Here is a 15,560-nt window from a genome sequence, read left to right as displayed (position 1 = left end):
GAAGGGCGTTCAAATCAGTTGCTTGGCGCGTCGAGCACCAAGTTGAGTTCGCTGGCCAGGCGTTGGCGGGCGGTTTCATCCGTCAGCAGGTTTTGCAGGTGTTTACGAAAGGCCGGGACATTGCCCATTGGGCCTTTGAGTGCAACTAAGGCCTCACGTAACTCCAGTAACTTATTCAGTTCCGGTACTTGCCGGGCAACGGCGTCGGGGCCGAAGTCATTGATGCTTTTGAATTGAAGTTGCACATTTAAATCTGTATCGATTTCGTTGTTCAGAACGGACGGTACCGCCATCTCCAAGGCAACTTCAGCTTTGGTCAGTACTTCATTGAACGTGTCTTTGTCGATGCGGATAGCTTGGCGGTCTTCCAGTGCGGCGAGTTCGCCGTGGCCTTTGAAGTCACCCGTAACCAACAATTTCAAGGGAAGCTCTACTTCGGCTTGTTGGTCGCCCGTGGCGGGGACGTACTTGATGTTGATGCGCTCTTTGGGCGCGACAGAGCCGTGAGTTTTCGACATGGGAAAAATCCTTTTCGTAAGGTCGGCGTATTAGAAACAGCTGTTTCAAAGTTTGTCATGTAGGACGAGATGGACGCGATTCGTGGGCTTTGGATGTAGGAAAAGGCGTTGCGATTAATGTTGCTAATTTTCCTACGTCTGTCGTGGGTGTTTCTGAAAGACATCTCTTTTTATTCGGGATTCAGCAGTGTGTTGTCCGTCTTTTACTTGCCTATCTATTGAGTGCAGGTGACGCTTTGCAAGTTAATTAATTTAACTATCGGCCTAAAAAAATTAGTTCGAAAGTTGAGAAAAGGTCCGGTTCGGATTTCGGCGAGGCATATCAGGAGGCGTTGATGCGCAACGGATGGCGAGGATGGAAATGGGGGCTCTGCTTGACGGTTGTGGCGGTAGTGGACGCGCAGGCAGCGACCCAGGATTGCCCTGCCATCGTCTCGCCCTTGAAGCGTTTGGAATGTTTTGATTTAGCCGCCGGTACGCCCATTCATCACACACCGGTGCCGCCGCGTGCACTTGGCCGGGTATTGCCGATTGTTGATCTGGTGCAACGCAATGAGGCCAAGCGTCCACCCGAGGACCAGCGTTTTTTGTTGTCATCATTCCCAGAGCCGGACAACGACCAGCAACACCGTCTGGTGATCTCCGCCCCAGCCCTGGGCGCGTTGCCGCCCCGGCCTTACCTGGCCATCAGTTGCGAATCGAAAATCTCGCGCCTGCAACTGGTGCTGGATGAGCCGGCCAAGCCCAACAAGATACGCATCCAGCTGTTCAAGGATGAGCACCCGGTCTCCGCGGCCTACCAGTGGCAGGTCTTGGACGACGCGGGTCTGGTGGTGGATGCCGGGCGCGGGCTGCAGGCCATTGCCTTGTTGCGCAACATGGGCGGCGGCCAGCGCCTGCGGCTGGAGAGTGACTATCCAAGGTTGCACGGCTTGGTCTTCGATGCTGAAGGGCTGGGCGAACTGATCGAACAGGAGCGCCAAGTATGTCGCTGGTGATCGACGTGCCGGCGGACACCGTCAAGCTGCTGCTGACCCCCATCGAGCCCGAGCAACCCGCCGGTCATTTCGATGTCGAGGACGAAACCTACCAGGCCATCGATCAGGAAATGGTCAAGCTCGGCGGCCTGCGTGAAGGCGACATCGACTGGCCATATATCGACGAAGCCTCTCGCCAATACCTCGGGACCCAGTGCAAACACTGGCGCATCCTCGGCCACCTGCAGGTGGTGTGGCTGCGCACCCGTCAATGGGCGCGCTGGGCCGATGCCCTGGGCCTGATAGCCGGTATGGTTGAACTGTATTGGGACAGTGCCTACCCCAAGCCCGGCCCGACCGGCTACCTGAACAAACGCAAGCAAGTGCAGCGTCTGCTGGGCGACCTGGGGCAGGTGTTGCCGACCCTGGAGCGCAGCAGTTTTGAACCGGCCTATCAAGCCGCAGCGGAACTGGCCCTGGCCAATCTGCAACGCTGCGTCGAAAGCGCCAAGCTCGACCCGGCCCCGTTGGACGCGTTGCAACGCCAACTGAACAAATACAGCGAGCCTGTCGTCGCCACCGGGCCCGCCCGTGCGGCCAGCTCCGGCAGCGCGCTGGAGTCAGCGTTTTTCAACAGCCCCAAGCCGCAAGTTCCGGGCAATGAGCGTGAGCAACGCCGCGCCGTGTTGAATATGGCCGAGCAGATCAACCAGCAAGATCCCTACGACCCCACCGGCTACCAATTGCGACGCTTCGGCCTGTGGTCGCACCTGCGCACCGCGCCTCCCATCACCCGCGACCGTCGCACCGAATTGACCGCCGTGCCCAAGGACATCGTCGACGGCTACCAGGATGCGCTGAACCACAACGCCATTGAGCCGAACCTGCTGCTGCGCCTCGAAAAAAGTGTCTGCGCCTCGCCGTACTGGCTGCGCGGCAGTTACCTGGCGGCCCAGGTCGCCTCGCGCCTGGCGATGGAAGAAGTGGCCGGCGCCATTCGCCAGACCTGCGAGCGTTTCGTCTGCCGCCTGCCGGCCCTTCTGGAGCTGTGCTTCAGCGACGGCACGCCGTTCGTGGATGCACAAACCCAGGCCTGGATCACCGGCGCCGATCAGTCACACGCCACAAGCAGCCCGGTGCAGGAATACGCCGGTCTGCGCGACGAACTCACCACCCAGCTCAACACCGAAGGCGTGGAAGTGGTGCTGCTGCGCCTGCAGGACCTGCACGCCACCCAAGACGCCCCGCGCCAGCGCAGCTACGCCACGGTGATTGCCGCCGACCTGCTGGCCTCGCGTGGCCTGTCGTGGCTGGCGGACGATCTGTACGCCAACGTTGCACGGCTGATGCGCGATACCGCGGCGCAGGGCTGGGAGCCGGAGTTGTACCGGAAGGTGGCGGCTGTTATCAGTGAGAGTAAGGACTAGCCACGATGCCCCGTCAAAGTGACCTGCGTTTCACCTTTGAAGCCTTGAAGGGCGATGCCTTCGAGGTGGTCTCTTTCACCCTTGAAGAAGGCCTTTCCCAACCGTTCAAACTCGAACTGGAACTGGCGAGCCATAACGCCGCTATCGACTTCAATCGGGTGCTCGATCTGGCAGGGCTTTTTACCCTCTGGCGTGGTGAGGCTCCGGTACGTTACGTCCACGGGCTGGTCAGCCTGTTCCAACAGGGCGACACCGGCTTTCGCCGCACCCGCTACACCGCCGTGGTCGAACCGACCCTGAAGCGTTTCGACCTGCGCTCCAACTGGCGCATCTTCCAGGGCCAGACCGTGCCCGACATCATCACCAGCGTACTGACCGAGCAAAAGCTGACCGACATCCGCAGCGAAATCTGCTTTGAACATCAACCCCGCGAATACTGCGTGCAGGCCGGTGAAACCGACCTCGACTTCATCGCCCGCCTCGCGGCCGAAGAGGGCCTGCTCTACACCTTCGAACACCGCGCCGACGGCCACACCCTGGTCCTCACCGACCGCGTCGGCGGCCTGGGCACCATCGGCACCCACACCGACTGCCCGGTTATCTACCAGCCCATGGGCGGCGGAGACGCCATCGAACCGGCACTGAACCGCTTCCACTACACCGAACAAGTGCGCACCGCACGCCAAGTGCAGCGCGACTACACCTTCACTCACCCGCGCTACAACCAGCAGCACACCGCCACCGGCGACCAGGATCTGAACAACCAGCACAAAGACTACGAACGCTACGATTATCCCGGTCGCTACAAGCGCGATATCGCCGGCAAGCCCTTCACCAAGACCCGCCTGGCCGCCCTGCGCAACGACGCCAAGCTGGCCCATGTGGAAGGCGACGATGAACGTCTGCAACCTGGGTTAGCCTTCGACCTCAACGACCATCCGCGTGAGGATTTCAATGACCGTTGGCGCACTATCGCCATCAAGCACGAGGGCAAACAGCACACCAGCCTGCAGGAAGAATCGTTCGGCAGTGGCCTCGGTACGTCGTATGAAATGAAGGCCAGCGCCATCCGCTGGACCTCGGACTGGAAAGCGCCGCTGCGTGACAAACCCTGCATCGACGGCCCGCAGATCGCCACGGTAGTCGGCCCTCCCGGTGAGGAGATTTATTGCGACGAATGGGGTCGGGTCAAGGTGCAGTTTCCGTGGGATCGCTCGGACAAAAACAACGACCAAAGCTCATGCTGGATCCGTGTGGCTCAGGGCTGGGCGGGCGCGATCTGGGGCGCCATGGCCGTGCCACGCGTGAATCAGGAACTGATCATCAGCTTTTTGGATGGCGATCCTGACCAGCCTATCGCCACGGGCCGCACCTACCGCCAAACCAATCTGCCGCCCTATGAACTGCCCAAACACAAGACGCGGATGACCATCAAAAGCCGTACTCACAAGGGACCTGGCTTCAACGAGCTGCGCTTTGAGGATGAGTTGGGGCAGCAGGAAGTCTTTATCCATGCCGAGAAAGACAAGAACGTCCATATCAAAAACAACAACGGCATTTTCGTCGGCAATGACCGCAAGGAGCGGGTCGAGCACAACGAAACCGTATCCATCGGCGACCACCGCACCGAAGACGTCGGCCAAAACGAAACCATCAGCATCGGCGCCAACCGCAGCGTGACCATCGGCGGCAACAAGGCCGAAACCATCAAGCTGGCCAAAGCGGAAACCATCGGTTTAGCCAAGGCACTGACCATTGGCGCGGCTTACCAGCGAACAGTGGGTGGGGCCATGAATACAACAGTGGGGCTGAGCCAGAGTGAGCAAGTTGGGCTGAGCAAATCCGAGTGCATCGGGCATACCTACTCTATCGAAGTCGAAGACGAATTTTCGATTCAGGTGGGCAGGTCCATACTGGTGATGAGGTCCGACGGCACCGTTCTTATCAACGGTTGTTCGTTCGACTTCAGTGCCTCGGGGCCAGTTGTTATTAGCGGCGCTGAGGTGGATCTCAATATCAAGTTGGGCGAAAGCGACAGCTCGGTACTCATCAACAGGCCGCCGCTTGAGTTGCATTACACCTATACCGATTTGAAGCCGGAAGTCGGGGCCCTGTATCGAGTTGAGTTTGAGGACGGCACGCAGCGAACTGGCAATCTAGATGATCAGGGGACTGCGCTAATCGACAACCCCCCAAGCATTGGCGTTGCCTATTTCGGTTATGACATCAGAGAGCCGTTCCCCATCAGTAAACAGACAAAAAATGACGTATTAGGCTTTTTGCCCAACACGCCAGAGGAGGCTGAACAGGCCATTGAGCGCTACCGACGACAAGAAGATGAACACCGGCAAAACACTTACTTTGCCGATGAAATTGAGGCTCTAGAAGCGGGCAGTGTGGACTACGACGACATGATTGAAAGTTATGCCTATGCCGAGGACCCCGCCAGTGATGAGTCGGATCCCATCACGGCAGGTGAGCATGAACAGGTTTCCTTAGAGAACGATCAAGAGGCAGTGCGATGAGCCAGTCAAGCACTTCCCGCCTTGAAGACGACACCTTCTTACAGATCCTTAACTGGGTAGAAGAGGTTGTTGAAGGTCGTGGTGCGTCACTGGCACAGATGATGGTTAGCACCGTTCTGGGCCTGATTCCATTTGTGGGGCAGGCAATCGATGCGTACAACATCCTGCGTTGCCTTTATCAGCTCACACGCACTCCTGACAGCGGCCAACACTGGCTGGACTTGGTGTTATCGCTGGTCGCCCTGGTGCCGGGGTTCGGCGATGCACTGAAAAACGTGTTCAACATGCTGCGTCACGGCAAACCCATGGGGCGCATTCTCGACAGTTTGCCGCGCCACGTGCGCGGCGATATAGAGACGTGGTTTCGCCAGCTGGACTGGGCGCGCTACACCGCCGAGATCATCCAGAACATCGACGCGATCCTGTCCGGGCTGATCACCATGCTCAGCCGCAGCCTGTCGACTTGGGCGTTGGGGCGCAAAGGCGTTCAGCGTTTGATCGAACAGTTGCGTCAGCTTCAAGATATGGCTCAGCGTCAGATCACCGACGCAATGAACACCCTCAAGCGCGCTCACCAAAAAGCCCTGGCTGATCCATTGCCCAACACCACGGCGCACACACCGGCGGCGCCCGGAGGGGTTAAAGCGCCTGCGCCCAACAGTCAAGCCAGCGGCAATGTGGCGACGCCCACGGCAGGCACTCAATTACCTGCTCAGGGACGGGTCACTGCCCAGCAACGTCAGAGCGAACGTTCCAGCAAAACATCTCATCAGATCAGCGTGTCGGGCGAGCACATCGCCGACTACTACTTCGTCAAACGCCAGCGCCGCCGGGCCAAGGTCAATCATCGCGGCAAACTGTATGAAATGAGTCAGCCAGGGCATCGAGGTATTGACCATGTGTGGCATGGCGGTGGCTTGCCGTTGAGCTACCGCATCAGCGACACGAAGGGCACGAGAGGTGCGTTTCACAAACTGGAAACGGCGAAGGCGGTATTTGCGGGGCTGGAGTACGGGATTGATGCGTACCTGGGGATGGAGGATGAAAAGCGCGTGGAGCGTGCGGTGAACAAGCCCACGGTGGGGGATGGGCGGCAGCTGAGTCATAAGTGGGTGGCGGCAAAGATTGAGGGGGCTCAGTTAACGGAGGCTCACTCCCTTCGGCTAACTCGTCAGATCAAAGCTTGGGAGGGCGTGGATTTTAAGATCGGCGCTGAAACCAAATTCGAAAATGGTGAGGCCTCACGTCAACTGGTGAAGTGCCCCTACGACCGCAGCCTGATCACCGTGGTCGGTCCCAACCACAACTTGCATGATCGGGCCAAAGGCCCCGTCACCCCCAAATGCTGTAAAGCCTCGGTGTCGCATCAGATCGGTACCGAGTTTGTTTTGCCTACCCAGATGTTAATCAAGTGAGTGAAGTTATGCCCAATTTACCTGCCCCCGACTGGTCCAATTGGCTTAGTTGGAAGATCAGCGAAACCGACTTTGAAAAGCGTCGTGAGCGTTACGTCCTGTTCGGGAATTACTTGATCAATTTCGACGATAACGTGAATCGAATGGTGATGATCACCACAGATTTGCCCAAGTATCGCGAACGCTCCAAATCTGGCGGGCTGATGACCTCAACGCGACGACGGTTATGGGACACTCTCGATTGGCTCAACCTGCAATATTCAGCCGGTGCCCCCGTGGAACAACTGGTCGAGGTTTGGCCATACGCATTGGAATGGGCGCAAGAGTACGGGCACTTCGACGCGTTGTTCGACCAGTTGCCAGAAGCTGGCAATTACATGGCTCCGCACGCGTCTCTGCGCACCGAAGAATACTGGATCGTGGCGCTGCGCCTGACCTGTTTCGGCCTGCTCAGTGGTTACGCCCACACCATGCCAAGAGTTATGGCCTTCCTGGATTACGCCAATGAACTGATGGGCGTACGCGACGGTTTGCTGGAGCGTTTGGTTGGTCCGTTTGTAGCGGGTCGCGGTCTCCCACCAGACAGCTGCACGCGCCATCTGCCGTATCGAAAACTGCTCAAAGTGTTCAGTGCCGCTCCGGCCAAACGTCCGGAGATACTGAAAGCCTACTTGGACGAGTGGTACCACGCCAGCCGACGCGAGCCCTACATTGATAGGCACTTTGAAGGAGGATTCAGCCATTTTGGCTACTGGTCCTGGGAAGCCGCCGCAGTCACCTGGCTGCTGCGCATTGACGACAGCAGCTACCGTGACATGCCGTTCTACCCCAAGGATTGGGTCGACTACGCCCGTCAATACCCACCACCGCCTATCGAATCCACCCTGTATTCAGGCCAGACCTGCCCGCAAAGCGGTTGGTGGTGGAGCGATGCCAGCCACCAATCCCTGCGTCGCTTCGAGACCGGGGATATATTCCCGGATGTCGCCAGCGGCACTGCGCGCGGAATTACCGTATGGCGTTGGGCACTCGATCAGCGGCAAGAAGGTTGAAGCCATGAGCCATCCAGCCGCTTCCCGCCTTGAAGACGACACCTTCTTGCAGATCCTCAACTGGGTCGAAGAGGTTGTCGAAGGGCGTGGTGCGTCACTGGCACAGATGATGGTTAGCACCGTTCTGGGCCTGATTCCATTTGTGGGGCAGGCCGTCGATGCGTACAACATCCTGCGTTGTCTTTATCAGCTCTCACGCACTCCTGACAGCGGCCAACACTGGCTGGACTTGGTGTTATCGCTGGTCGCCCTGGTGCCGGGGTTCGGCGATGCACTGAAAAACGTGTTCAACATGCTGCGTCACGGCAAACCCATGGGGCGCATTCTCGACAGTTTGCCGCGCCACGTGCGCGGCGATATAGAGACGTGGTTTCGCCAGCTGGACTGGGCGCGCTACACCGCCGAAATCATCCAGAACATCGACGCAATCCTGTCCGGGCTAATCACCATGCTCAGCCGCAGCCTGTCGACTTGGGCGTTGGGGCGCAAAGGCGTTCAGCGTTTGATCGAACAGTTGCGTCAGCTTCAAGATATGGCTCAGCGTCAGATCACCGACGCAATGAACACCCTCAAGCGCGCTCACCAAAAAGCCCTGGCTGATCCATTGCCCAACACCACGGCGCACACACCGGCGGCGCCCGGAGGGGTTAAAGCGCCTGCGCCGAACAGTCAAGCCAGCGGCAATGTGGCGACGCCCACGGCAGGCACTCAATTACCTGCTCAGGGGCGGGTCACTGCCCAGCAACGTCAGAGCGAACGTTCCAGCAAAACATCTCATCAGATCAGCGTGTCGGGCGAGCACATCGCCGACTACTACTTCGTCAAACGCCAGCGCCGCCGGGCCAAGGTCAATCATCGCGGCAAACTGTATGAAATGAGTCAGCCAGGGCATCGAGGTATTGACCATGTGTGGCATGGCGGTGGCTTGCCGTTGAGCTACCGCATCAGCGACACGAAGGGCACGGGAGGTGCGTTTCACAAACTGGAAACGGCGAGGGCGGTGTTTGCGGGGCTGGAGTACGGGATTGATGCGTACCTGGGGATGGAGGATGAAAAGCGGGTGGAGCGTGCGGTGAATAAGCCCACGGTGGGGGATGGGCGGCAGCTGAGTCATAAGTGGATTGCGGCGAAGATCAGGGATGCTCAGTTGGTTGAGCAGCACAAGTTAATTTTGGGTCGCCAGATTGAAGCGTGGAAGGGTATGGCGTTCAAAATGAGAGCCGAAACCCGTCTCGAAAACGGTGAAGCCACTCGCCGACTGGTGAAGTGCCCTTACGACCGCAGTTTGATCACCGTGGTCGGCCCCAACCATAACCTGCACGAGCGAGCCAAAGGTCCAGTCATACCTAGATGCTGCAAAGCCGCAGTGTCACATCAAATCGGCACTGAATTTGTGCTGCCTACACAAATGTTAATCAAGTGGGTGAATGTATGAAGCGTCTTCCTCCTCCTGATTGGGCACGTTGGTTGAGTTGGAAAATCAGTGAGGTCAATTTTGAAACGCGTCGCGAGCGTTATGTGCTCTATAAAAATTATCCTGAGCGTTTTGATGACTTCATGGGCCGTATGCACATGATTACTACGGACTTGCCCGATCACATAACGAGCGCCAACACCAGTGGCTTGATGTTTTCTACCAATCAACGGCTCTGGGACACACTCGACTGGATCAATCTACAGTATTCCGCTAGAGCCCCTGTGGAGCAACTAGCCGAGGTCTGGCCTTACGCACTGGAATGGGCAGAAGAATATGGTCACTTCGATGCACTGTTCGACCAGTCGCCCGAGGCGGGAAACTACATGGCTCCGCATGCCGCCTTGCGTACCGAAGAATACTGGATTGTGGCCTTGCGCCTGACTTGCTTCGGCCTGCTCAGTGGTTACGCACACACGATGCCAAGGGTCATGGTGTTTCTCGACTACGCCAATGAACTAATGGGCGTGCGCGACGGTTTGCTGGAACGTTTGGTACGGCTGTTTGTACCGGATCGCGGTTTGCCACCGGATAGCTGTACACGGCACCTGCCGTACCGAAAACTGCTCAAGGTGTTCAACGTTGCTCCGGCCAAGCGTCCGGAACTGATGCAGGCCTACCTGGACGAGTGGTACCACGCCAGCCGCCGCGAACCCTATATCGATCAGCACGAAGAGGGCGGTTATACCCATTACGGCTACTGGTCCTGGGAAGCCGCCGCAGTCACTTGGTTGCTCCGCATCGACGACAGCAGCTACCACGATATGCAGTTTTACCCAAAAGATTGGGTCGACTACGCCCGCCAATACCCACCACCGCCCATTGAGTCCGTTCTGCACTCCGGCCAGGCCTGCCCGCAAAGCGGCTGGTGGTGGAGCGATGCCAGCCACGACTCCCTAAGGCGTTTCGAGGCCGGAGAGCTTTTTCCGGACATCGCCAGCGGCATGGCGCGTGGAATTACCGTATGGCGCTGGGCACTCGATCAGCGGCAGGAAGGTTGAAGCCATGCGCCGGTTCATTTCCGATGGATATTTCGTCAAGCGACAGCGTGGTTGGCGCCAAGGCGATCCCGTTTGGAATTCAGGATCTGGCAGTGGGCCAATGAACAGCGAAACATATTAGGAGCGATTTATGGGGATGGTCTGGAGTTACCTCAAACGCTGGGGCCTGCCGGTACTGCGTCAGTTCAACCAGGCGGTGCCCGTACTGGTGCTGTTGGGCGTGGTGTTTTTATTGATCGCCATCTGGTGGCTGGGCCCGCAGTGGACCTGGCGTGAGCATCAGCCGTTGAGTGAGTTGGCGATGCGCATCTCGGCCACTGTCGTGGTGCTGGTGGTGCCGCTGCTGATCTGGGCATGGCGGGTGCGTAATCGTTATCACCGCCTGCAGCATGAACGCCAACATGAGGCTGCGGTGCAGGCCGATCCGTGCCTGCCTTATATCGATGCGCAGGAGCGAGCACTGGACCGCAGCCTGGGCAACTTGCTGAACAACATGGAGCGCCGCCGTTCGCTCTATCAACTGCCGTGGTATCTGGTGCTGGGTGAGGAAAATGCCGGCAAGACCAGCCTGATCACGCGCTCCAACCAGAGCTTTGCCTTGTCCCATGTGACCAAGGCCGGGGTCAGGGCGCATCAGGAAGAGCAATTGGCCTATCCGGTGGATTGGTGGATCGGTGATGAGGCGGTGTTGATCGACCCGCCAGGTGAGTTCCTCAGTCACCCGGAGCCAACGGCTGATAACACCGAGCAGCAGGGCAAGATCAAACCGGTATTGCCCCCTGGCACCCACCCGCGTCTATGGCGACACCTGCTCGACTGGCTGGCGCGCAACCGCAGTCGTCGGGCACTCAATGGGGTTGTGTTGGTGGTCGATGTGCAGGCGCTGTTGGCGCAACGTCCCGAACAACGCAAGGCCCACGCCAACCTGTTGCGTACCCGGCTGTTTGAGCTGACGCGGCAATTGGGCACGCGCCTGCCGGTGTACGTGACGCTGAGCAAGTTCGACCTGTTGGAAGGCTTCGAAGAGTTCTTCGCCCGGTTGTCGCGCAGTGGGCGCGAAGACCTGTTGGGCTTCACCTTCAGCCTGGACGCGGTGGATGATTTCGACGCCTGGTTGGCGGAACTGACCCGCCAATACCAAACTTTTGTCGCTTGCCTGAGCGAACAAATTTTCGACGGCGCCGGTGACTCGCGTACATTGACCGAGCGCGATCGCTTGCAGGCGCTGGTGCATCAGATGGCGGGCCTACGCCCGGCACTGTTCGGCTTCCTGAGTGAAATGCTCGGCAGTGATCGTTTCACCACCCCGGCGCTGGTGCGTGGGCTGTATTTCTCCTCGGTGTTGCAGCAGGGCACCTTGAGCAATGCCTTCGTCAAAGAAGCGGGGCAGGCGTATCAACTGCCACCGCCGCCCCCCGAGGTCAAACCTGCCGGTGGCACGGCGATCTACTTTGCCCAGCAACTGTTCCAGCGGGTGATCTACCCCGAAGCGGGCCTGGCGGGCGACAACATCAAGGTCGCCCGCAACAAACGGCGGCTGCTGATCGCCGGGTTCAGTGTCGCGTCCTTGGGCGTTCTGGTGGTCATCGGAACCTGGCAGTTTTACTTCAATATCAACCGCGACAAGGCAGCCAGCGTCTTGGCCAAGAGCCAGGACTTCAGTGGGCGGGACATCGACGCCAGGGTCGACACCACCGGTCGCAACCTGCTGGTGCCGCTGGACCAGATTCGTGATGCGGTGCTGGTGTACGGCGACTACCGCGAGGCGTGGCCGTTGCTGTCGGATATGGGGCTGTACCAGGGCAGGGCGATTGGCCCGACGGTGGATGAGGCCTATCTGAATCTGCTGTCCAAACGCTTCCTGCCGGCGATTGCCAGCGGTGTGTTGGATGCAATCAACACCGCGCCCGCTGGCAGCAATCAGCAACTGGCGGCCCTGCGCGTGTACCGCATGCTCGAAGAACGCCAAAACCGCCGCCCGGCCATCGTCGAGGAGTGGGTTGCCAAACAGTGGCAGCGCGCCTATCCGGGCCAGGGCCAGTTACAGGCCGACTTGATGGGGCACCTGGGCTACGCGCTGAAATACGCCGACGCCGACCTGCCGCACTACCGAGAGCGCATTGCCCAGGTGCAACAGCAATTGCGCCAGTTGCCCATGGCCGAACGGGTCTACATGAGCCTCAAACAGGATGCTCTGGAGCGATTGCACCGCCCGCTGGACCTGCGCAACGAGGTTGGTCCGGCGTTCGATATCGTCTACCGTCCGCTGAACACCGATCAAGACGGCAGCGGCTTGCTGCTGGCTCCGCTGCTTACCGCCAAGGGCTTCAAGGACTACTTCGAGCCCGGCACCGAGGGCATCATCGAACTGGCCATGATCGACCAGTGGGTGCTCGGCGAACGCCAACGTTTGGACTACTCCGAAGAAGACCGCAAAGTGCTGACCCAACGGATCCGCGCCCTCTACAGCGCCGATTACGTGGACAGCTGGCGCCGGGTACTGAATCAGTTCGCGGTCACCGACTTCGACGACCTCAGCCACGGCGTGGCGGTCCTGGAACAAGTCACCGGCCCGGCCGCCCCCCTGCGGCGCCTGCTGGAGACCCTGCGCGACAACAGCGTGATCTACCCGTCGGTGCCCCTGGCCGAAGGGCAAGCGCCGCTCTCGCTGGACAAGGTATCGGACGGTCAGCAACAAGCCGCTGGCATCCGACGCGCGTTCTCCAGCTTGGCGGAACTGATCACTGCGCGAGGCGAGCAGCCGTCCTATTACGAAGAAACCCTGCGTTCGGTCAGCGCCGTCTACGACTACGCCAAAGCCGTGCACGACAATCCCGACCCCGGCAAGGCGGCGCTGAAAACCGTACTCAACCGCTTCTCCCTGGACGGTGCCGACCCGATCGCTAACCTGCAACGCGTCGCCGTGGGCCTGCCCGAGCCACTGAACCAGCAGGTCAAAAAACTTGCCGACCAGACCTCGCAGGTACTGGTGATTGCCGCCCTACGCGAACTGGAAAAGCGTTGGGACAGTGAAATCTACAGCTTCTACCGCGACCGCCTGGCAGGCCGCTACCCGTTCAAGGCCAACGGCGAGGACGCCTCGCTGGAGGACTTCGAAGCCTTCTTCGGCCCGCAGGGGCGCCTGCAGCAGTTCCACGATCAATACCTGAACGTGTTCCTCAAGGACAACCTCGACGCCCTGTACTCCGACAGCCTCGGCGGCTACCTGGTGCGCGGCGACGTGCTCGAACAACTGAAAAAAGTCGAGCGCATCCGCGACACCTTCTTCAACCATCGCGGCCACCTGGCCGTGCAACTCACCATCGAACCCCTGGCCCTCAGCGCCACCCGCCTGAGCAGTATGCTCAGCGTCGACGGTCAATTGATCCCCTACCAGCACGGCGCACCGCAACGCACGGGGCTGGTATGGCCCAACAGCCTGGGCAACACCAATGGCAGCCAGCTCACGCTGGTGCACAGCACCGGCAACACCGCAAGCATGAGCTATCGCGGGCCATGGTCGTTGTTCCGGCTGCTTAGCCGTGGGCATCTCAATGGCAGGACCGACACCAGCGTGGACCTGACCTTTGCCATTGCCGATGGGCTGATGCGTTATCGCATTGGTGCAGAGAAGGCCAACAACCCGATTACCCAGCGAAGTTTCGAAGGGTTTGTGTTGCCTAGGACGTTGTTGGAGGAACGGCGATCAAAGAAGACCCCAAACAAAGTTGAGGGTGTCGCCGCAACAGTGTTCAGCGATGAGCGCGAATAAGTCAGCGAGTGCTGGATACGAAGTAATTACAAGTGAAACAGGATCGTTTACATGGCCATCAAGCTACAAATGTTGACTGAAGACCCCAAAGAAATTGAGTTGATTGAGCGTTATTGGGCCGTTGATGAATCAGGGCAATACCTCGAAAAAGTGAGTGCTCTAGAGGGCATAGTCGAAATGGCTCAGGGCGTTACGCTTGCCAGTTTCATTCGGCAACGTTGCAATGCGTTCGATGAAAATCAGGTGTGTCCGGAATGCGCAGGACTGGTTGAAATCAAGAATCGCTCACAGGCTAAAAAGGTCCTTCAGCCATCCATCAAGCTTTGTACGTTGTGTCAGAAAGACCAAGATGCTATTGCGTTGGAAGCTCAAAAAGCGAAGGCCGCGGAGCTTGAGCGGCAGTTGACAGAATATGCCCGCAACCAGTCAGCGCGAACTGTGGACTACTCCGCTATTGCGGATAGGCACGTGCTCCTGCTGTTGGCATTAGACAGGGCCGTTACGCCGAGGCTGACCAATGCCGGCTTCACCATAGGTGACTGCCGAGGGATTGCGCCTCGGTACGTCGGCGACTTTATGCAGCAGTTGCGTGAAGCTGGATTGGTTCTTGATGATCCCAGTAAAGCAAGACCGGGCACCTACTACTGGGAAGGTGATGATATTTGGATGTTGCGGGAACAAGTGGTTTATCGTTTGGCACCAGATGCCGAATCAAGAAGAGCGGACGAGGTCATCCGGAGCCTGCTCGATAGGGTGTACACCGATGCCGAAGGGCTCTTTAGTCTGTGGCTCGATTACTCGGTCGCTGATGTGATGCGCTATTTGGAAGCTCAGTGCCAGCTCTACAACCATGAACTGTCCGAACAAGAGCTGGAGGAAATCAAAAGCACGGTGCGTTCGGCACTCAAATCCTACAGTGTCTCGCAGCTCTGGTCGGTAGTCTGGAAGGTCGTCAGAGACGCTGCCAGTCTGGCGAATCGCGAGTACTACAACCGCTGGAAAGCGGCTGCGACCATTCCTGGAAAGATTCGGCGGAACTTGGAGAAGGTCCAGCGAGAGTCGATTGAACTCAAAGCGTGGAGCCGTCCGGAGCAGCATCCCGCAGGTACATTGGGGATGGTGTTGAGCGAGATTTTGGGTGTTGATGAAACTACATCAGGCCGTACGGTCTCGTCCCTTGTTACCTGGCTCACCGGGCAGACATGTTCACCCACTGTGGAAGCCGAGCTTCAAGAGCCGGTGCGAGAGCTGATGACTATCGCGCTGGCGCATGACGTTGGTTCCACCGTTATGCTTCGGTTTGCGGAACTGATCCGTGCGGGTCATGACGTTGGTTCTGCGGTGGAGGAAATTGGTAGTGCTTTGCGATTGTGAGTACTGGATGGTATTAGTGCCATCA

The 15,560-nt window shown here is 58.6% G+C and carries 10 protein-coding genes; 9 read left to right on the top strand and 1 reads right to left on the bottom strand.

What is annotated here, in order from left to right; all coding sequences use genetic code 11:
• Positions 1-14: 14 nt before the first annotated feature.
• A complete protein-coding gene (tssB, locus tag L8I05_RS26600) occupies positions 15-518 on the bottom strand; it encodes a type VI secretion system contractile sheath small subunit (RefSeq protein WP_242174679.1) in 504 nt (167 codons plus the stop codon).
• 335 nt (positions 519-853) lie between these two features.
• On the opposite strand from tssB, the gene vasI reads away from it, so the two are divergent.
• The 9 genes from vasI to L8I05_RS26555 all read left to right on the top strand — a co-directional run bounded on the left by vasI (position 854) and on the right by L8I05_RS26555 (position 15,535).
• Entirely contained in the window at positions 854-1,516 is a 663-nt protein-coding gene (gene vasI, locus L8I05_RS26595) for a type VI secretion system-associated protein VasI (protein WP_242174658.1), read from the top strand.
• The gene (gene tssA, locus L8I05_RS26590; RefSeq protein ID WP_242174655.1) at positions 1,504-2,922 is read left to right on the top strand and encodes a type VI secretion system protein TssA; all 1,419 of its coding nucleotides are present in this window, start codon (positions 1,504-1,506) and stop codon (positions 2,920-2,922) included. The genes vasI and tssA overlap by 13 nt, the downstream gene beginning before the upstream one ends.
• A 5-nt stretch (positions 2,923-2,927) precedes the next feature.
• Positions 2,928-5,447, top strand: a complete 2,520-nt coding sequence (gene tssI / locus L8I05_RS26585) for a type VI secretion system tip protein TssI/VgrG (RefSeq protein WP_242174634.1) — start codon at positions 2,928-2,930, stop codon at positions 5,445-5,447.
• Positions 5,444-6,862, top strand: a complete 1,419-nt coding sequence (locus L8I05_RS26580) for a hypothetical protein (protein WP_242174622.1) — start codon at positions 5,444-5,446, stop codon at positions 6,860-6,862. The genes tssI and L8I05_RS26580 overlap by 4 nt, the downstream gene beginning before the upstream one ends.
• A gap of 8 nt (positions 6,863-6,870) precedes the next feature.
• Positions 6,871-7,914 (top strand): PoNe immunity protein domain-containing protein, encoded by a 1,044-nt coding sequence (locus L8I05_RS26575; RefSeq protein WP_242174619.1) that lies wholly within the window; start codon positions 6,871-6,873, stop codon positions 7,912-7,914.
• A 4-nt stretch (positions 7,915-7,918) separates the two neighbouring features.
• Positions 7,919-9,349, top strand: coding sequence for a hypothetical protein (locus L8I05_RS26570; RefSeq protein WP_242174617.1), 1,431 nt, complete (start codon positions 7,919-7,921; stop codon positions 9,347-9,349).
• Entirely contained in the window at positions 9,346-10,389 is a 1,044-nt protein-coding gene (locus L8I05_RS26565) for a PoNe immunity protein domain-containing protein (RefSeq protein WP_242174600.1), read from the top strand. Before L8I05_RS26570 ends, L8I05_RS26565 begins: the two co-directional genes overlap by 4 nt.
• A 130-nt stretch (positions 10,390-10,519) precedes the next feature.
• A complete protein-coding gene (tssM, locus tag L8I05_RS26560; protein WP_242174597.1) occupies positions 10,520-14,161 on the top strand; it encodes a type VI secretion system membrane subunit TssM in 3,642 nt (1,213 codons plus the stop codon).
• Between the two features lie 51 nt (positions 14,162-14,212).
• Complete coding sequence (locus tag L8I05_RS26555) at positions 14,213-15,535, top strand: hypothetical protein (protein ID WP_242174595.1); 1,323 nt, start codon at positions 14,213-14,215, stop codon at positions 15,533-15,535.
• Positions 15,536-15,560 lie beyond the last annotated feature (25 nt).

Origin of the sequence: Pseudomonas sp. MONT-RG-20F-20-E-7-02 (assembly GCF_022662395.1) — a bacterium.
Taxonomy (GTDB): Bacteria; Pseudomonadota; Gammaproteobacteria; order Pseudomonadales; family Pseudomonadaceae; genus Aquipseudomonas.
This window is presented reverse-complemented; position numbering and strand designations above follow the sequence as displayed.